The organism is Candidatus Pantoea multigeneris, assembly GCF_011752615.1.
In the GTDB taxonomy this organism is placed as follows: domain Bacteria; phylum Pseudomonadota; class Gammaproteobacteria; order Enterobacterales; family Enterobacteriaceae; genus Pantoea; species Pantoea multigeneris.
The window spans coordinates 1,092,713-1,110,334 of the sequence record NZ_VWXF01000001.1 but is presented as its reverse complement, the minus strand read 5'-3'; the positions used below and the strand labels follow the sequence as shown (position 1 = coordinate 1,110,334).

The 17,622-nt window shown below is 54.8% G+C and carries 16 protein-coding genes; 7 read left to right on the top strand and 9 right to left on the bottom strand.

What is annotated here, in order from left to right; translation table 11 throughout:
- Nucleotides 1–66: 66 nt before the first annotated feature.
- The 3 genes from F3J40_RS05125 to idnD all read right to left on the bottom strand — a co-directional run bounded on the left by F3J40_RS05125 (nt 67) and on the right by idnD (nt 3,261).
- Nucleotides 67–1,386, bottom strand: coding sequence for a gluconate:H+ symporter (locus tag F3J40_RS05125; RefSeq protein WP_167012824.1), 1,320 nt, complete (start codon nt 1,384–1,386; stop codon nt 67–69).
- Between the two features lie 66 nt (nt 1,387–1,452).
- A complete protein-coding gene (gene idnO / locus F3J40_RS05120) occupies nt 1,453–2,217 on the bottom strand; it encodes a gluconate 5-dehydrogenase (protein WP_017347747.1) in 765 nt (254 codons plus the stop codon).
- Nucleotides 2,218–2,229: 12 nt separating this feature from the next.
- A complete protein-coding gene (idnD, locus tag F3J40_RS05115; protein WP_167012823.1) occupies nt 2,230–3,261 on the bottom strand; it encodes an L-idonate 5-dehydrogenase in 1,032 nt (343 codons plus the stop codon).
- Between the two features lie 290 nt (nt 3,262–3,551).
- Between idnD and F3J40_RS05110 the strand changes: the two genes are divergently transcribed.
- Both F3J40_RS05110 and F3J40_RS05105 read left to right on the top strand, forming a co-directional pair.
- Nucleotides 3,552–3,806: a hypothetical protein gene (locus F3J40_RS05110; protein WP_167012822.1), complete on the top strand. Its 255-nt coding sequence runs from the start codon at nt 3,552–3,554 to the stop codon at nt 3,804–3,806.
- 16 nt (nt 3,807–3,822) lie between these two features.
- Entirely contained in the window at nt 3,823–4,338 is a 516-nt protein-coding gene (locus tag F3J40_RS05105) for a helix-turn-helix transcriptional regulator (RefSeq protein WP_167012821.1), read from the top strand.
- Between the two features lie 126 nt (nt 4,339–4,464).
- Here the strand turns inward: F3J40_RS05105 and F3J40_RS05100 are convergent, their stop codons facing one another.
- From F3J40_RS05100 to ppk1, 4 genes are all read right to left on the bottom strand, one after another.
- Nucleotides 4,465–4,650, bottom strand: a complete 186-nt coding sequence (locus F3J40_RS05100) for a YfgG family protein (RefSeq protein WP_017347743.1) — start codon at nt 4,648–4,650, stop codon at nt 4,465–4,467.
- A gap of 124 nt (nt 4,651–4,774) precedes the next feature.
- On the bottom strand, nt 4,775–5,368 hold the full coding sequence (tehB, locus tag F3J40_RS05095; protein WP_167012820.1) for a tellurite resistance methyltransferase TehB: 594 nt from the start codon (nt 5,366–5,368) through the stop codon (nt 4,775–4,777).
- Nucleotides 5,365–6,897 (bottom strand): exopolyphosphatase, encoded by a 1,533-nt coding sequence (gene ppx, locus F3J40_RS05090; protein ID WP_167012819.1) that lies wholly within the window; start codon nt 6,895–6,897, stop codon nt 5,365–5,367. The genes tehB and ppx overlap by 4 nt, the downstream gene beginning before the upstream one ends.
- A gap of 5 nt (nt 6,898–6,902) precedes the next feature.
- Complete coding sequence (ppk1, locus tag F3J40_RS05085) at nt 6,903–8,963, bottom strand: polyphosphate kinase 1 (RefSeq protein ID WP_167012818.1); 2,061 nt, start codon at nt 8,961–8,963, stop codon at nt 6,903–6,905.
- Nucleotides 8,964–9,178: 215 nt separating this feature from the next.
- Between ppk1 and F3J40_RS05080 the strand changes: the two genes are divergently transcribed.
- Genes F3J40_RS05080 through pstB form a run of 3 tightly spaced genes read left to right on the top strand, consistent with a single transcriptional unit; the run spans nt 9,179 to nt 13,649 of the window.
- On the top strand, nt 9,179–11,263 hold the full coding sequence (locus F3J40_RS05080) for an ABC transporter permease subunit (RefSeq protein ID WP_167012817.1): 2,085 nt from the start codon (nt 9,179–9,181) through the stop codon (nt 11,261–11,263).
- Nucleotides 11,260–12,870 carry a phosphate ABC transporter permease PstA gene (gene pstA / locus F3J40_RS05075; RefSeq protein WP_167012816.1) on the top strand — a complete coding sequence of 537 codons (1,611 nt, stop codon included), beginning with the start codon at nt 11,260–11,262 and terminating at the stop codon, nt 12,868–12,870. The genes F3J40_RS05080 and pstA overlap by 4 nt, the downstream gene beginning before the upstream one ends.
- Before the next feature lie 11 nt (nt 12,871–12,881).
- Complete coding sequence (pstB, locus tag F3J40_RS05070; RefSeq protein WP_017347737.1) at nt 12,882–13,649, top strand: phosphate ABC transporter ATP-binding protein PstB; 768 nt, start codon at nt 12,882–12,884, stop codon at nt 13,647–13,649.
- A gap of 81 nt (nt 13,650–13,730) precedes the next feature.
- Here the strand turns inward: pstB and purN are convergent, their stop codons facing one another.
- Together purN and purM are read right to left on the bottom strand one after the other, a co-directional pair.
- Complete coding sequence (gene purN / locus F3J40_RS05065; protein ID WP_167012815.1) at nt 13,731–14,369, bottom strand: phosphoribosylglycinamide formyltransferase; 639 nt, start codon at nt 14,367–14,369, stop codon at nt 13,731–13,733.
- Entirely contained in the window at nt 14,366–15,406 is a 1,041-nt protein-coding gene (gene purM / locus F3J40_RS05060; RefSeq protein WP_167012814.1) for a phosphoribosylformylglycinamidine cyclo-ligase, read from the bottom strand. Before purM ends, purN begins: the two co-directional genes overlap by 4 nt.
- A 220-nt stretch (nt 15,407–15,626) precedes the next feature.
- Between purM and upp the strand changes: the two genes are divergently transcribed.
- Together upp and uraA are read left to right on the top strand one after the other, a co-directional pair.
- Nucleotides 15,627–16,253, top strand: a complete 627-nt coding sequence (gene upp / locus F3J40_RS05055) for a uracil phosphoribosyltransferase (protein WP_017347734.1) — start codon at nt 15,627–15,629, stop codon at nt 16,251–16,253.
- 78 nt (nt 16,254–16,331) lie between these two features.
- Nucleotides 16,332–17,615, top strand: a complete 1,284-nt coding sequence (gene uraA, locus F3J40_RS05050; protein WP_167012813.1) for a uracil permease — start codon at nt 16,332–16,334, stop codon at nt 17,613–17,615.
- Nucleotides 17,616–17,622 lie beyond the last annotated feature (7 nt).

The following is a 17,622-nucleotide window of genomic DNA, read 5'->3' as shown; positions in this document are numbered from 1 at the left end:
TATCCTGCCATGCCCATTTGGCATTTAACACCGCTTTTAAATCCACCTCCCTGTGGATTTCATCAATCAGTGCAGCACGGCATTCAGAATTAACACGCCCGCCAGACCGAGAACCGAGATCAGGGTTTCCATCACCGTCCAGGTTTTCAACGTCTCTACCACACTCAGGTTAAAGTACCCCTTAAACAGCCAGAAGCCGGGGTCATTGACGTGTGAAGCGATAACGCTGCCGGAACCAACGGCTAACACCATCAATGCTGGATCGGTGTGTGTTACAGCAATAATTGGTGTAACAATCCCGGCGGTGGTGATGGCCGCAACGGTAGCTGAACCCAGTGCCACGCGCAGCATGGCGGCAACGGTCCAGCACATCAGCAGGGGTGAAAGTGAAGAGCCTTTCATCATATTGGCAATATAATCACCCACGCCGCTGTCTACCAGGACCTGCTTAAAGGCACCGCCGCCCGCGATGATAAACACAATCATCGCGATGGCCGCAATCGAGCTGCCGCACATCTCCATGACGTCACCGATAGAACGGCCATTACGTAATCCCAGGGTGAAAACACCTAACACGACGGAGATAAACAACGCGACGGCGGGGTTACCGACAAACTCGAAGAACTGCCTGACGCCACTCTCTTTCGGCATTGTCAGTTCACACACCGCAGCCAGAGCCATCAGCACCACAGGGATGATCGCAGCAAAAATACTGGTACCGAAGCCTGGCATCTCCTCTTCAGTGAAAATTTTCGGGTTATACAGGCCTTCTGGCGGTGATTTTTCGAAATTTTTCAGGAAGCGAGAGAACAGTGGACCCGCGACGATCACGGTAGGGATGGTGATGATCAGTCCGTATAGCAGCGTCGTGCCTAAATTAGCACCAAAGATCGTGGCGATCGCCGTTGGACCTGGGTGCGGCGGCAGGAAGCAGTGGGTGACCGAAAGCGCGGCAACCATCGGCACACCGACATACAGCAGCGGTAAGCCAGAAGCCGCCACGATGGTAAACACCAGCGGCAGCAGCAGAACAAAGCCCACTTCATAGAACATCGCCAGGCCGACAATCAGGCCGGTAATCATCAGTGCCCACTGCAAACGCTGTTTGCCAAAAGCGTTAATCAGGGTGCTGGCGATGCGCTGTGCGGCTCCGGTATCGGACACCAGTCGCCCGAGCATGGCACCGAAAGCCAGAATCATCGCCAGCCCGCCGAGGGTCGAACCGATCCCTTTTTGGATAGAGGCGACAGCCGCCAGCGGCGTCATACCTTCTGCGATACCCACAACGGCGGCAACAAACACCAGAGCAATGAAGCCGTTGACCTTAAAGACGATCATCAACAGCAGTAACAGCAGGACGCCAAAAACGATAATCGTTATAGGCATGGAATTTTCCTTATCATTATTATCAGAGGCAGAGAAAAACCTGGCGCGGCAACCCGCGCTCAGGGGTTAGACGGCGACGCGCATACCGCCATCTACAAAGAGTAAGTGACCATTGACGAAGTCGGAGGCGCGGGAGGAGAGAAAAACTGCGGCCCCGATCAACTCTTCAGGTTTTCCCCAACGCGCGGCAGGGGTGCGCTTGGTTAACCAGGCGGTAAAGGCCTGGTCATCGGCCAGCGGCTGCGTCATTTCGGTGACGAAATAGCCAGGGGCGATGGCATTGATTTGAATGTTGTGGCGCGCCAGCTCAACGCACATACCGCGGGTTAGCATGGTCACGGCACCTTTAGAGGCCGCGTACGGCGTAATGGTGTCGCGGCCCAGCTCACTCTGCATTGAACCGATGTTAATGATTTTACCCTGCTGGCGAGTGGCCATGCGTTTGGCAACGGCCTGAGATACAAAGAACACCGCCGTCTGGTTCACGGCAATCACGTCGTGCCAGTCTTGTTCCGGGAACTCAAGGAACGGGCGACGACGTTGAATGCCTGCGTTATTAATCAGAATGTCGATCTGACCAATGTCTCGCTCAATGTGTTCAATTGCGGCTTCTACAGCTGCGGCATCGGTGACATCAAACGCGCAGGCGTGGGCAGTAAAACCCTGTTCACTCAACTGTGCCGCCGCTTTTTCCGCCCCTGCGGCCGTGGTGGCGTTGATGATCACTTCCGCCCCGGCTTCAGCCAGACCGGTAGCCAGTAACAGACCGATGCCGCGAGCAGAACCGGTAATCAGGGCGCGTTTGCCCGCTAAAGAGAAAAGTGTACTCATGGCGATGCTCCGTTAAAAAGTCAGCTGAACTTTGGCTGCACGGGTTTTGTCCCCGGCGAATTGCAGTGCGGCATCCACTTCCTGCCAGTCATAAGCGCCGCTGAACAGCGGACGCGGATCGATGACACCTTCAGCCAACCAGGTGACGGCGGTGTTAAATTCATGGGTAAAACGGAACGAGCCCACCAACTGCACCTCTTTGGCAATCAGCTGCATGATCGGGAAGTTCGGCACGGCTCCGCCCATTCCCACCTGGACCAGGATGCCTTTGGCACACACCACATCAAGGCAGCGCTGAATGGAAGAGGGATGTCCGGAGGCTTCAAAGACCACATCAAAGTAGCCTTTGTCTGCGGTGTAAGCACTGAAGTCGCCTTCTGCCGCGTGCAGCGTGTGAGTTGCACCCATCTGTTTTGCCATACCCAGTGAGCGCTCGCTTACATCGCTACAGACGATTTCAGCGGCTCCACGCGCTTTTGCCGCTGCGGCAATCAAGCAGCCAATCGGGCCAACACCGGAAATGAAGACGCGCTTGCCGCTCATCTCACCACCTTGCTGTGTGGCATGGATGCAGACGGCTAAAGGTTCGGCGAAGACCATCACTTCATCGGGGGCATCATTCGGATAGGGAACGCACTGCGCGCTATCGACCACTTTAAATTGGGTGAAGCCGCCATCAACGTGCGGGGTGTACATGGCACTGCCGAAAAAGCGCATTGCCACGCACTGGTTTTCCTGATCGCGCTCGCAGTACTTGCACTTGCCGCACGGTTTGGAAGGGTTGATCGCCACTTTCTGCTGTGGAGCCAGCTGTGGATTATCACTTTCCACCACGTAACCGATCACTTCATGACCAAGAATCATCGGCATTTTGACGGCGTAATCGCCGACTTTGCCGTGTTGGTAGTAGTGCAAATCGGAACCACAAATACCGCCGCGCGTAATACGCACCAGCGTACCCTGGCCGTGATATTCCACCTGTTGCTTAATAACTTCGACCTGCTCTTTGCCCTGAATAACGCAGGATTCTGTTTCGAGTTGCATAAATCTACCCTGTAACGGTGCTGACAAAAGTCTTATTTCAGGGCTTACGCGAGATTAAAACTGTGAGCTAACTCACTGAAAAAGATGTTACGGCAGGGATGTTACGCATAACGTGACCGGGACATCACTCAGTCATCAGACCTGACGCGCTGTACTTAAGAATGTTTGCGCGCGGCTTTCCAGTTCTGTGCTTTCACACTGTATTGGCCGCTGATTTTGGGCAAAATAACCGCAAAATTAAGCGAGGTTGTCGATTGACACCCAAAGTCTAACCCGATAAGGTGACGCATATGAAAGGCAGGAGACCGCATCCCAATAAGGAGATTGAAGCCGCACTCAACTTTGCCGAAGCACATGGCTGGCGAATTGTGTTGGGTGGGCATCACGCATGGGGAAAAATGTATTGCCCGTCGCGCATGCTGGAGTGTCGCTGCGGTGAATTCTGTATCACCAGTATCTGGAGCACACCGAAAAGCCCGGATAACCATGCCTGCGCTTTGCGTCGAGTGGTTCAACGCTGCATTTTTGTCCAGGTGACGCATTAATAAAAGGAGTGAAGTTATGCAGGAGTACTGTTTTACGCTGACTTTTCAGTTGCCGTCGGCTGCACATGATGTCGATCAACTGATTGAGCAGTTAGCCGCAGCGGGGTGTGATGACGCGTTGGTAGGCTCAGGCGTTGCCGGTAAGCTGGCGCTTGAATTTACCCGCAGCGCCGCAACGGCCCGGCAAGCCCTGTTCAGCGCCGTACAAGACGTAAATGCTGCAATCCCAGGTGTGCGGTTGACTGAAGCTGCCCCGGATTTTGTCGGTTTAACCGATGTCGCTGAAATCATCGGTGTCTCACGGCAGAACATGCGCAAACTGATGCTGGCGCATAGCCCGGCATTTCCGCTGCCAGTGCACGAGGGGAAGGCCAGTATCTGGCATCTGGCTGATGTACTGGCGTGGCTAAACGGCCGTGGTCATTACCGCGTGCCCGAGGCCGTGCAGGAAGTGGCGCAGGTAACTCTACGTCTCAATTTGCAGCAGGCAGTGGCACATTACGGCATCAGCAGCAGTGACACTCTGGAGTAGGCGCGAGCCAATACAGCAGGCAGATAAAAACAGCCGAGTGGTTACAGCAGCATAAAATGACCGGGCGAGAGGCACAGGTGGGCAGTTACCGGTAGAAAGCATCAAAAAACTGCCGTGCGTATTACGTTACCGCGTATCGCTCAGTACAGTGCTGGTTGCCGGGGGCGCAGAGTTTTTTTGCTGATGGTGCTCGAAAGCAGCGGGCAGAATAAAGATCAAACGACTGAAGAGAATAAGAAAACTAATCAGCAACACAATGCGGGTCATACTGCCGGCATTCTTACGTCGTCGAGATGAAATGGCGCTGTTCACGCGGAGTTCCTGTTGAGACCCATAACGGGCGATAGCAACATTTAGACATAACCTACAGGTGAAAGCAAACATTGATGAAAAAACATTCAATATTGCAGGCCACGGCTGCGACCTGCAAGGCGGGTTAATAGCTGGCTTTCTGCGCTAAAAGGGTGGCAAAGCGACAGCGGATGCGATTGCCCTCTGCATCGGTTTTATGCAGCTCACCGGGGTGCTCGTTGTACTTCACAATGTGCCAGTTACGGTAGTAATGGCTCAACTCGCCAGAGCGGAAGGTAAACGGAAAATCCACCGGGCAGGGGAAATCTTCCGTGCTCATCGCGGCAATGATCAGGTTATAGCCATATTTCACCGTACTGGCCTGCATATCGGCAATCAGTTGGGGAATGGTCTCCGGCTGCAAAAACATCATCACCACGCTGGAAAGCACCAGTTCATAAGCACCATTAAAACGCGTCTGGTTGAGATCGCGCAGTTCAGTGCTGATGCCCTGCAAACCTTCCTGCGCGATAATCTCATTCAACCGCGCCAGGCTTTGCGGGTTTTGGTCCCAGGCTGTCACGTCAAAGCCGTGCTGGTTAAGGAACAGACTATTACGTCCCTGCCCACAGCCCAGATCGAGTGCTTTACCCACAGGTAACAGCGGCAACGCTTCCAGCACTTCCGAATGCGGGGCGGTCAGGCCCCAGGTTTCGGCAAAGTAGCTATCCGCCTTCATGGCGCATCGGCCTCTTCCAGCAACAGTTTCCAGCCGGTGACATCATTCCAGTAGCTCTGCTCACGCTCCAGATCGAGCTGCACCAAATTATTCTGGCTGAAGTAACCCTGTGGGAACACCAGCGTCCAGTGGCCGTCATCTGTTTTCAGGATCAGAGACTCTGGGCGCGTGGTGGCCTGGCGTTGATTGTTCAGCAACGTACCGAGGCGCAGCAGGAAAATCAGCGGCAGGAACTGCTTTTTGCGGAACAGGGTGACGCGCGGCAGATCGTCAACTTTGATCGCCTTACGGTGGAAACGCACCAGTGCCGCCAGCAGTAGCTGTTGATCCTGATTGAAGCCGGGCATATTGCTGTTTTGCAGAATATAAGCCGAGTGGCGCTGCATCCCGCTGTGGTTAATGGTCAGCCCAACTTCATGCAGCATCGCGGCCCAACGCAGTAATGCGGCAAGCTGCGGGTTGCCCAGCTTTTCGTTCTGCTCCAGCCACTGTTGATACAGGCTGTCGGTGGTTTCCAGTACGCGTTTTGCCTGGTCATTATCAATGGCATATTGATTGCCAAGGCTTTGCGCGGTACGGCTGCGAATATCACGATGGCGGAAACGGCCTTCCATCTCATACAGCACGCCTTCACGCAGCGCGCCATCGGAGTAGTTCAGTTCGCGAATCGCCAGCGCATCAAATACGCCGCGCAGAATGGCCAGCCCAGGCACAAAGACGGACTTACGATCTTCTGACAGCCCCGGCAGGCTGAGTGCATCAAATGACTTATGCTTCAGCACTTCGTCACTCAGCTTGTCCAACAGCTCGGGAGTAATGACTTTCTCTTTCTCACCCATCGCCAGCAGAACTTCAAAGGCGGCTTTGATGGTGCCAGAGGCCCCCAGAGCATATTGCCAGCCGTGCAGGCGATATTGCCATGACAGGGTTTCCAGCTTCTGTGCCGCCGCCAGACGTGCGCGACGGAAGTTATCTGCGGAGATCTCACCCTTTTGGAAATAGAGCTGGGCAAAGCTGACGCAACCCATACGGCGACTTTCTACCAGCTGCGGTTCGAAATCCTCGCCGATCACCATTTCCGTTGAACCGCCGCCGATGTCAATCACCAGCTTGCGGCCTTTCTGTGGCTGCGTGTGTTCCACGCCCATAAAGATCAGACGCGCTTCTTCGTTGCCGGAGATCACCTCAATCGGAAACGGGATCACCTCTTCGGCACGTTTGAGGAAGGTATCGGCATTCACCGCCTGACGCAGGGTATGGGTACCCACAATGGTCACGTTGCTGGCGCTAAAACCCTGTAAACGTTCGGCAAACAGGGCGAGGCAGCTCAGACCACGTTCCATGGCTTCATCGCTGAGGCGATTGTTAGCATCGAGGCCATCAGCCAGATGAACGCGCTGCTTCAGGCGACCCAGCACCTGAATTGCACCGTCCACGACGCGTGCAATCACCATGTGAAAACTGTTTGAACCCAGGTCGATAGCGGCAAATTCCTGCGGCTTCGGCGTTGTGTTGTTTGAGATGGGCATAGGCGTCATTCTGGCTGTTCGAGTTGCTTAATATAATCATAAATAGCTAACTGCGAGCGAACTTTACGGCGGTTGCCGCGCGGTACGTAGCTGTTGGCCAGTTCTTTGTCCACGATACGTGCTTTGACCGTGTCTCCAAGCTGGAGCGCAATGATATCGAGAATGCGCTGTTTGAGGCGTGGATCAAGGATCGATACCGCCACTTCGATACGGTAATCAATGTTGCGCGTCATCCAGTCTGCCGAAGAGAGGAAGACTTTTTTATCGCCGGCATTATCAAAAATATAGACGCGGTCGTGTTCCAGGTAACGGTCAAGAATGCTGGTAACGCGAATATTTTCACTGATACCCGGTAAGTCAGGGATCAATGAGCACATGCCGCGCACTAACAGATTGATTTTCACCCCGGCACCGGAAGCGGCATACAGACGATCAACCAGGCCGTTATCCACCAGGTTATTAATCTTCAGTGTGATACCCGCCTGCAACCCTTGCTGGGCATTGGCGATCTCGGCATCAATCAGCTGGTACAGCATTTGGCGCGAGTTCTGTGGTGATACCATCAGATGCTCGAAGCTGACCGGGCGATACGGGTTTTCGATGAAGTTAAACACGCGGCGCACTTCGTTGGTAATACGTGCATCGGCGGTTAACAGCGAATAGTCAGTATACAGGCGCGCGGTTTTTTCGTTGAAGTTACCGGTGCCGATATGGGCATAACGGACAATCTCTTCGCCTTCGCGACGAGAAATCAGGAACAGCTTGGCGTGAATCTTCAGGCCCGGCGCAGAGAAGATAACGTGTACACCGGCTTCCGTCAGGCGTTTAGCCCACAGAATGTTGGCTTCTTCATCGAAGCGCGCCTGGAGCTCAACCACCACCGTCACTTTTTTACCGTTATAGGCGGCGTGAATCATCGCATCCATGATGCGGGAGTTTTTCGCTACGCGATAAATATTGATCTTTATCGCCAGCACGCTCGGGTCAAATGACGCCTGACGCAGCAACTCCAACACGTGCTCAAAGGTGTGATACGGGTAGTAGAGCAGCACATCACGATTGCGGATAGCATCAAAGCCGTTGCGGAAACCATCAAAGCCAATATGGCGGATCGGCGGCAACGGGCGATTCACCAGGTTGCTTTTACCCACGTTCGGGAAGCCGATGAAGTCTTTGAAGTTGTGGTAGCGGCCACCTGGCACCACGGAGTCAAAGGTGGAGATGCTGAACTTGCCGCGCAGCATTTCAACCATGGCATCGGGCATATCGCGCTGATAAACAAAGCGTACCGGCTCGGCTGTGAGGCGCTGCTTGAGGCTGGAGGACATCAGTTCCAGCAGGCTGGATTCCATCTCAGTCACCAGGTCATATTCAGCATCGCGCGTCATCTTCATCGAATAGGCGTTTAGCGCATCGTAGTCGAAGAAGCCTTTAAAGATTTCATCCAGGCAATAACGCAGGATGTTATCCAACAAAATCATTGGCTTGCGGCGGCGCGGGGATTCAGCCGGCAGGTTCACGAAACGGGGAACCTTATCGGAAGGGATCTCCAGCAGCGCGTAGCGAATGCTGTCGCCACGGATGATCTCTACCGCGAGGTAGGTGTAGTCATCTTTAAGGAATTCCGTCAGATCGGTATCGTGGTTCACCAGAATCGGTGTGATGTGCTGACGCAGTTCATGCTTGAAGTAGTGACGCAGCCACACCTGCTGGTTAGGCGAGAGCTGGCGTTCGTTAATCAGGAAGATCTGATTACGTGCCATCTCCAGCAGCAGTTCATTGTAGAGGGCATCGAATTCATGCTCGGATTTCATGACGCGCTGCTGAATTTTTTTAAGTAGATGGCGCAGCGGGCCGGGTGTGCCTTGCTCTTCACCGATTAAGATGCGGCGTTTGAGATCGGCAAAGCGGACTTTGTAAAACTCATCAAGATTGTTGGAATAGATCCCGAGAAAACGCATCCTTTCAATAAGTGGATTTGATTTATCGGCCGCTTCCTGTAAGACGCGTTCGTTAAAAGACAACCAGCTTAATTCTTTTTCTATGTACAGCTTTTCCTGACCCATTCTCACTCCATATTGCGGTTGCAGGATGAGGCGTAGTCCCGCTTTCTTGTTGATGCTGGAGGGTTCAGCACCCGCCTCACTCACTTTCTTAGTACCGGAGCTTACTATCCACGCCCATTATGGCGAGAGTATGGCAGCGTTGTCCAACGTCAATGGTTGTCTTATCAATCGGCTACGGGCAACATAGCGTTTTATTTTCCGCTTCACTGGTATGCATGAGCCTTAATCACATTCCTGTTCACTATAGTGACCGCCGCAGACGCTGGCTGGACAGCTTTGCTCGTCGACTGATCAGCAGTTGTGGCATGGCCATTTTGCTATTGATGATGCTGCTGTTTTTCTGGCTGATTTGGGTGGTGCTGCCGCTGTTTTCGTCGCCCTCTCTGCATCAAGGGCAGGCGCAGGCGCTGCAAGATAAATCACCGCTGGTGGCTCTGGGCAACAGTGGCAGTGTGGGCTGGCGTATTGGTGCCAGCGGTAATGCTGCTCTGATCTCACTGGACAAGCCGTCTACTGGCTCGATACTGCCGCTGAATGCGGCCATACAAAGTGCGACGGTAGCGGCGGATCAGCAATCTATGCTGCTGCGTACTGCCCAGGGTGTGCTGCTGCTACAGGTAGATACCACACCCGCTCAGGCTCAGTGGCGTTTTCCCCTGGGCGATAAACCCCTGAGCGCGTTGGGCAATGCCGGACAACCCCTGTCGTTGGCGAAATGCGGGCCTGACTGCTGGCGGATGGCGCAAGTGAATGCACAGGGTATTCAGGTAATCACCTACCGCGACAGCGACATCCCGGACATTCTTAATATTCCACAACGCCATGCCGATAAGCTCCTGCTATCACCACGCGGTACGCTGCTTTATACCCTTGACGGTCAGCTACTGCGGGTCTGGAGTTTCCCAGGCACGGTGCCTCATCTGCGAGAAATACACACGCTGCCGCGCATCCCGCAGAGTCTCCATCTGCTGTCTGGCGGTGAGTCACTGCTCATTCAGGATGCTACCGGCATCAGCCAGTGGTTTGCCATTAGCGGTGAACAGGGCCCACGCCTGCGGGAGATCCATCGCTATGCCGAAAGCAGCGGCGACGCGCTGTTGTTTACCGAGATTAACCGCCGGGTGTTTGCCACCTTAAATGCCGAAGGGGAGTTTAAACTCTTCGCCAGCAAACAAGATGGTCCGATTATGCAGCGCAAACTCGAGGCGGGTGTCGCAGGTGCAGCCTTTTCACCCAACGGGGATGCGCTATTGCTGGAACGTGCGGGAAGCTGGCAGCGCGATAAGCTGGATGATCCCTGGCCGGACGTTAACTGGCGCAACTTCTGGCAGAAAATCTGGTATGAGAACTACCCCAAACCTGACTGGGTCTGGCAGTCCACCGCCGCAGGGGACAGCTATCAGGCCAAATTCAGTCTGGTACCGATGGTCACTGGCACCTTGAAAGCCGCGGGCCTCGCACTGCTGTTTGCCACGCCGCTGGCACTGGCCGCCGCTATGTATACCGCATGGTTTATGTCACCGGGTATGCGCCGTTGGATAAAACCGGCGATTGAAATGATGGGCGCGCTGCCCAGCGTGGTGGTAGGGCTGATTGCCGGGCTGTGGATGGCCCCGCACATTGGCGATGCCCTGCCAGGTGTGCTGCTGCTGCCTGTGACACTCACCATCACATTGCTGTTGTGCGGACGTTTTGGTAAACGCTGGCAGCGTGCTGGCCGCGAACTGCTGGTGCTGCTGCCGATTTTATTGGCTGTCGCCCTGTTAACGCTGTGGCTGCCGAGCCGTTTTCTGCCGGATGTCAGCATCTGGTTGCCGCATTACGCCCAGCGCAATTTGCTGGTGGCGTCATTGGCGATGGGTTTTGCATTGATCCCACTGATTTTTACCCTGGCAGAAGATGCGCTGTTTAGCGTACCGGCTTCGCTGGGGCAGGGGTCGCTGGCGCTGGGTGCGACACCGTGGCAAACCCTGACTCGCGTAGTATTGCCTGGCGCTTCCGCCGGTATTTTTGCCGCGATGATGATTGGCTTTGGTCGCGCCATTGGAGAAACCATGATTTTGCTGATGGCCAGCGGCAACACACCACAAACCAGCGGCGGGCTGTTTAGCGGCCTGCGCGCGCTTTCGGCCAATATCGCCATCGAAATGCCAGAGGCAGCATCAGGCAGCGCGCATTATCGCATTCTGTTCCTGAGTGCCCTGGTACTGCTGGTATTTACGCTGGTAATTAATACGTTGGCGGAGTTGATTCGCCAGCGGCTGCGTCAACGTTATAGCCAGCATGAGGGGCAGGGATGAAAGCGATGAGACAAAACGACCGCTGGCGCTGGCTGACAGCGGGTGCGGTTACCGTCTGCCTGCTGGCTTTTACCTTACTGATCGGGTTACTGGGATGGCAGGGCATTCGTGCTTTCTGGCCTCAGTCGCTGGCGCTATATAGCTTACAACAGCCAGAAGCGGGAATGACGCGTCTGTTAGGTGAAACAGTGAGCTATCATGACCACTACGCCGCGCCTGAGCTGGCGAGCGGTTTTGTGCATCGCTATGTGATCAAAACTGGCAACCGGGATTGGGCCGCGCCGGATTTCCGCGTGCTTTACAGTCAAACCGCCTTAGCGGTGACATACCCAGCGGACGCCATGGTGGTACAGCGTCGTATGGGCGGCAGTGCTTATGGCTGGTTTGATGGCCTGCGTGAGGGCACCGAGATGCTGACCGCGCGCAATCCGAATGCGTTGCTGGCGCAGCGACTGCATCAGGTACACCAGATTCAGCATCAAATCAGTCATTTACGCCGGGTCGAAATGGCGCGAATCAATCGCCAACTGGAAACTCTGGTGCACCAGGCCAGCGATGAGAAATTAAGCCAGCGGGAATTGTCACAAAATCAGGCCAATCAGGCGGCGCTACAGCGTCAGCTGAGCCTGCTCGGGCAGCGTCTATCGGCCCTGCAGTTGGAAAGTCAGCGTGACTATCTGTTACTGCGTGATGTGCAAGGCGAGCAACATGCTATCCCGCTAACTCAGGTGGTGGCTGCATGGTATCCCAACGCGCTGAGCAGCAAAGGTAAAATCCAGCATACGCTGCAACAGATGTGGCATTTTGTCAGTGATTCCCCGGCCGATGGCGGCAGTGAGGGCAGCGTGTTCCCGGCCATTTTTGGCACGGTGCTGATGGTGCTGTTGATGTCGGTCATTGTGATGCCATTAGGGGTGATTGCAGCCGTGTGGTTGCATGAGTATGCCGGGCGCAACGCGCTGACGCGCATGGTGCGCATTGCGGTGGTGAACCTGGCGGGCGTACCGTCGATTGTCTATGGCGTGTTTGGCCTCGGATTCTTTATCTGGCTGGTGGGCGGCACGATTGACCAATTGTTCTATGCGCAGGCGCTACCCGGCCCGACCTTTGGGACACCCGGTTTGCTCTGGGCTTCGCTGACGCTGGCATTATTAACCCTGCCGGTGGTGATTGTCGCCACAGAAGAGGGGTTGTCACGCATTCCTGAAACCTTGCGCCAGGGCTCACTGGCGTTGGGCGCAACGCAGTGGGAAACCTTGTGGCGCGTGGTCCTGCCGCTGGCAGTGCCTGCGATGTTAACCGGTTTGATTCTGGCCGTGGCACGCGCAGCGGGAGAAACCGCGCCGCTGATGTTGGTGGGCGTGGTGAAGATGGCACCCGAGCTACCGGTAGATGCCGTGTTCCCCTATCTGCATCTCGATCGCAAGTTTATGCACCTCGGTTTCCAGATTTACGATCTGGCGTTCCAGAGCCCGAACGTTGAAGCCGATCGCCCGCTGGTGTATGCCACGGCTCTGCTGCTGGTGATGATTATTTTATCGCTTAACCTGTTGGCCATGGCGTTACGCCATCGTCTGCGTGAGCGCTACCGTTTACTGGTTCATTAACAGGCCTGCTTATGACGCCCGATTTTGATGTTGCTCTGACCGTTGATCAGTTATCGCTGTGGTATGGCGAACGTCAGGCTCTACATAATATTAATCTGCACATTCCCCGGCAGCAGATCACCGCGCTGATTGGCCCTTCGGGCTGCGGCAAATCTACGCTGCTGCGTTGTTTCAACCGCATGAATGACGTCATCGATAACTGCCGTATCAGCGGTGAGATTTTGCTGGAGCAGGAGTCTGTGTTGCACGGGCAGCAGGATCTTTCTGCCCTGCGCCGTCGTGTGGGGATGGTGTTCCAGCGTCCTAACCCGTTTCCGAAATCAATCTATGAGAATGTGATTTATGGTCTGCGGTTGCAGGGCGTACGCGACAGGCGCGTGTTAAACGAAGCCTGTGAGCGTGCGTTACGTGCGGCAGCGTTATGGGGAGAGGTGAAAGATCACCTCGGACAGAATGCCCTGACGCTCTCCAGCGGCCAGCAGCAGCGCTTGGTGATTGCCCGCGCGATCGCCATTGAGCCAGAAGTGCTGTTATTAGATGAACCGACCTCGGCGCTGGACCCGATCTCTACGCTGGTGATCGAAGAGCTGATGCACTCGCTGAAGCAGCATTTCACCCTGGTGCTGGTGACGCACAACATGCAGCAGGCATCGCGTGTCTCTGATTACACGGCGTTTATGCACAATGGTGCGCTGGTGGAGTTTGGCGAGACCGATCGTATTTTCACTTCGCCCAAAGTGCGACGCACGGAAGACTATATTACCGGGCGCTATGGTTGATTGGCAGGCATAAACAGGGGAATGTCTGAACTGTCATCAGGTTATGGCCCGATGACAGCCAGAACAACATCAAACGGGCTTTTATTCGTGCGCGTAGCCTTGTGCAGGGAGTTGAGCACCATCAAGCCAGGCTTGCTGGTTCTGCATACTGAGGCGACCGGTGGTAAACCAGTTAACAGCCAGCGGATAGATGGCATGCTCCTGATGTAACACACGCGCAATCAGCTCTTCCTCACTATCTTCAGCAAATACCGGGACGCGGGCTTGTAAGACCACCGGCCCGCCATCCAGCTCCTCGGTGACAAAATGCACGGTCGTGCCGTGCTCCGCATCACCATTCTCAATGGCCTGGCGATGGGTATGTAATCCGGGATACTTAGGCAGCAGGGAGGGGTGGATGTTTAACATCCGGCCCAGATAGTGCTGAACAAACGCGGGGCTGAGAATACGCATATAACCGGCCAGCACGATCAGATCGGGCTGGTACTGATCGATCTGATCCATCAGCGCGTGATCAAACGCATAACGATCGGCAAACGCTTTCGGGCTGAGTGCGTGGGCGGGAATATTCGCCGCACGCGCGCGCTCCAGACCGTAAGCGCCTGCTTTGTTACTGAAAACGGCAGCAACGCTGCCGTTAATGCGCTGTTGAGCACAGGCGTCGATGATTGCCTGCAGGTTACTACCACTGCCGGAAATCAGGACGACAATCCGTTTCATGCGTTAATTACCACACGCTCTTCAGCATCAGACGCTTTGATTACGCCAATTTTCCAGGCTTTTTCGCCCGCAGCGGCCATCAGTTCAACCGCTTTATCTGCTTCTGCTGCGTCCAGGGCAATCAACATACCCACGCCACAGTTAAAGGTGCGGTACATCTCGTGACGGCTAACGTTGCCTGCCTGCTGCAACCAGCTGAACACGGCTGGCCATTCCCAGCTCTTCTCGTCAATCACTGCCTGCGTGTTGTCTGGCAGCACGCGTGGGATGTTTTCCCAGAAGCCGCCACCGGTCAGGTGAGCAATCGCGTGAACATCAACTTGTTCAATCAGGCTCAGTATGTTTTTCACGTAGATGCGAGTCGGTTCCAGCAGGTGGTCTGCCAGTGGCTTACCTTCCAGCTGTTTGGTCTGTGGGTCAGTCTGGCTGACTTCGAGAATTTTACGCACCAGTGAATAGCCGTTGGAGTGCGGGCCGCTGGAACCCAGCGCAATCAGCACGTCGCCATCTTTCACTTTGGAGCCATCAATGATCTCGGATTTTTCCACCACGCCGACACAGAAACCAGCAACGTCGTAGTCTTCGCCGTGGTACATGCCTGGCATCTCTGCGGTTTCACCGCCAACCAGTGCACAACCTGACTGCAGGCAGCCTTCAGCGATACCGCTGATCACGCTGGATGCAGTGTCTACGTCCAGTTTGCCAGTGGCATAGTAATCGAGGAAAAACAGCGGCTCAGCGCCCTGTACCACCAGATCGTTGACGCACATAGCGACTAAATCGATACCAATAGCATCATGGCGTTTCAGATCCATCGCCAGGCGCAGCTTGGTGCCAACGCCGTCGGTGCCGGAGACCAGCACAGGTTCACGGTATTTTTGCGGCAGCGCACAAAGCGCACCGAAACCGCCCAGTCCACCCATTACTTCCGGGCGGCGGGTCTTTTTCACTACGCCTTTAATACGGTCAACCAGAGCGTTACCAGCATCAATATCAACGCCGGCGTCTTTGTAGCTGAGAGAGGTCTTGTCGGTCACTGCGGAATCCCCACGCGAGTTGCGGTTGGTGGTTAACATAAAGCGCGGCAATTCTATCAGCGCAGGCAAACGTTTGCGAGTCCCGAATTGCGTCTGACAGGATTTTCACTAACAGGAAAAAAAAATCTATAGTTGATTCAAGTCTGGTTGTGCAGTGAAAAAAAAGCGGTATAATCCGGCGATTTTTTTTTAGCTCAACTCATTTTCCGGGAGAACACCAATGAAGATCGTGGAAGTCAAACACCCGCTGGTCAAACATAAACTGGGCTTGATGCGTGAGCAGGATATCAGTACCAAACGCTTCCGCGAACTGGCGTCGGAAGTAGGCAGCCTGTTGACCTATGAAGCCACGGCCGATCTCGAAACTGAGAAGGTTACTATTGAGGGCTGGAATGGCCCGGTTGCCGTTGAGCAGATCAAAGGTAAAAAAATCACCGTAGTGCCCATTCTGCGTGCAGGTCTGGGCATGATGGAAGGCGTGCTGGAGCATGTACCAAGCGCGCGTATCAGTGTGGTGGGTATCTACCGCGACGAAGAGACGCTGGAGCCAGTACCTTATTTCCAGAAGCTGGCTTCTAATATTGAAGAGCGTCTGGCGCTGGTGGTTGACCCGATGCTGGCAACCGGTGGCTCAATGATCGCAACCATTGACCTGCTGAAAAAAGCCGGCTGTACCTCGATCAAAGTGCTGGTGCTGGTTGCCGCGCCGGAAGGGATTGCCGCCCTGGAAAAAGCACACCCGGACGTGGAGCTGTACACCGCTTCGGTCGATCAGGGCCTGAACGACAAAGGTTACATCATCCCCGGTCTGGGCGACGCGGGTGACAAGATTTTCGGTACCAAATAAATAAAATTATCGCAGAGCCGACCGGAGAGTCGGCTTTTTTATGTCTGACAGGAATGACACCACTTAAGGGGATAATAAATGACTCGTCGTGCGATTGGCGTCAGTGAGCGCCCACCGCTGTTACAAACCATACCACTCAGCCTGCAACATCTGTTCGCGATGTTCGGCGCGACGGTGTTGGTGCCGATTCTGTTCCACATCAACCCGGCCACCGTGCTGCTGTTCAACGGTATCGGTACGCTGATTTACCTGTTTATCTGTAAAGGTAAAATCCCTGCCTATCTGGGCTCCAGCTTTGCATTTATCTCCCCGGTGCTGCTGCTGTTGCCATTAGGCTATGAAGTGGCACTCGGCGGCTTTATTCTCTGTGGCGTGATTTTCTGCCTGGTGGCGCTGATCGTGAAAAAGGCCGGCACCGGCTGGCTGGATGTGATGTTCCCACCGGCGGTGATGGGGGCTATCGTCGCGGTTATTGGTCTGGAGCTGGCGGGCGTAGCGGCGAACATGGCAGGATTACTGCCCGCCGAAGGCACCAGCGCAGACAGCAAAACCATTCTCATCTCACTGGTTACCCTTGGCGTTACCGTGTTCGGTTCGGTACTGTTCCGTGGTTTCCTCGCGATTATCCCGATCCTGATTGGTGTGGTGTCAGGCTATGTGCTGGCCGCTGCGCTGGGCGTGGTTGACTGGAGCGGCGTGGAAAGTGCGCACTGGTTCGCGCTACCGACGTTCTACACCCCGCGTTTTGAGTGGGCGGCAATGCTGACGATTTTACCTGCCGCGCTGGTGGTGATTGCAGAACACGTCGGCCACCTGGTGGTGACGGCAAACATTGTCAAGAAAGACCTGATTCGTGACCCAGGCCTGCACCGTTCGATGTTTGCTAATGGTTTGTCGACCGTGATCTCCGGTTTCTTCGGTTCCACCCCGAATACCACCTACGGCGAAAACATTGGCGTGATGGCGATTACCCGTGTCTACAGTACCTGGGTGATTGGTGGCGCGGCGATTATCGCTATCCTGCTGTCGTGCATCGGTAAGCTGGCGGCGATCATTCAGGCAATTCCTGTGCCGGTGATGGGCGGTGTGTCGCTGCTGCTGTACGGCGTGATCGGTGCGTCCGGTATTCGCGTGCTGATCGAATCCAAAGTTGATTACAGCAAAGCACAGAACCTGATCCTGACGGCGGTCATTTTGATCATCGGCGTCAGCGGCGCGAAAATCCACATTGGCGCGGCCGAGCTGAAAGGTATGGCACTGGCGACCATCGTGGGCGTATTGCTGAGCCTGATTTTCCATGTGATTTCACGTCTGCGTCCGGAAGAAGTGGTGCTGGATGCTGATGAAACTTCACAGCATTAAGTGAAGC

Bases quoted from the DNA above. Each gene is read 5' to 3' on its own strand.
- F3J40_RS05105 (WP_167012821.1), top strand. From the start codon at position 3,823: ATGCAGGAGTACTGTTTTACGCTGACTTTTCAGTTGCCGTCGGCTGCA.
- ppk1 (WP_167012818.1), bottom strand. From the start codon at position 8,963: ATGGGTCAGGAAAAGCTGTACATAGAAAAAGAATTAAGCTGGTTGTCT.
- upp (WP_017347734.1), top strand. From the start codon at position 15,627: ATGAAGATCGTGGAAGTCAAACACCCGCTGGTCAAACATAAACTGGGC.
- tehB (WP_167012820.1), bottom strand. From the start codon at position 5,368: ATGAAGGCGGATAGCTACTTTGCCGAAACCTGGGGCCTGACCGCCCCG.
- ppx (WP_167012819.1), bottom strand. From the start codon at position 6,897: ATGCCCATCTCAAACAACACAACGCCGAAGCCGCAGGAATTTGCCGCT.
- purN (WP_167012815.1), bottom strand. From the start codon at position 14,369: ATGAAACGGATTGTCGTCCTGATTTCCGGCAGTGGTAGTAACCTGCAG.
- F3J40_RS05125 (WP_167012824.1), bottom strand. From the start codon at position 1,386: ATGCCTATAACGATTATCGTTTTTGGCGTCCTGCTGTTACTGCTGTTG.
- F3J40_RS05110 (WP_167012822.1), top strand. From the start codon at position 3,552: ATGAAAGGCAGGAGACCGCATCCCAATAAGGAGATTGAAGCCGCACTC.
- uraA (WP_167012813.1), top strand. From the start codon at position 16,332: ATGACTCGTCGTGCGATTGGCGTCAGTGAGCGCCCACCGCTGTTACAA.
- idnO (WP_017347747.1), bottom strand. From the start codon at position 2,217: ATGAGTACACTTTTCTCTTTAGCGGGCAAACGCGCCCTGATTACCGGT.
- pstB (WP_017347737.1), top strand. From the start codon at position 12,882: ATGACGCCCGATTTTGATGTTGCTCTGACCGTTGATCAGTTATCGCTG.
- pstA (WP_167012816.1), top strand. From the start codon at position 11,260: ATGAAAGCGATGAGACAAAACGACCGCTGGCGCTGGCTGACAGCGGGT.
- idnD (WP_167012823.1), bottom strand. From the start codon at position 3,261: ATGCAACTCGAAACAGAATCCTGCGTTATTCAGGGCAAAGAGCAGGTC.
- F3J40_RS05080 (WP_167012817.1), top strand. From the start codon at position 9,179: ATGAGCCTTAATCACATTCCTGTTCACTATAGTGACCGCCGCAGACGC.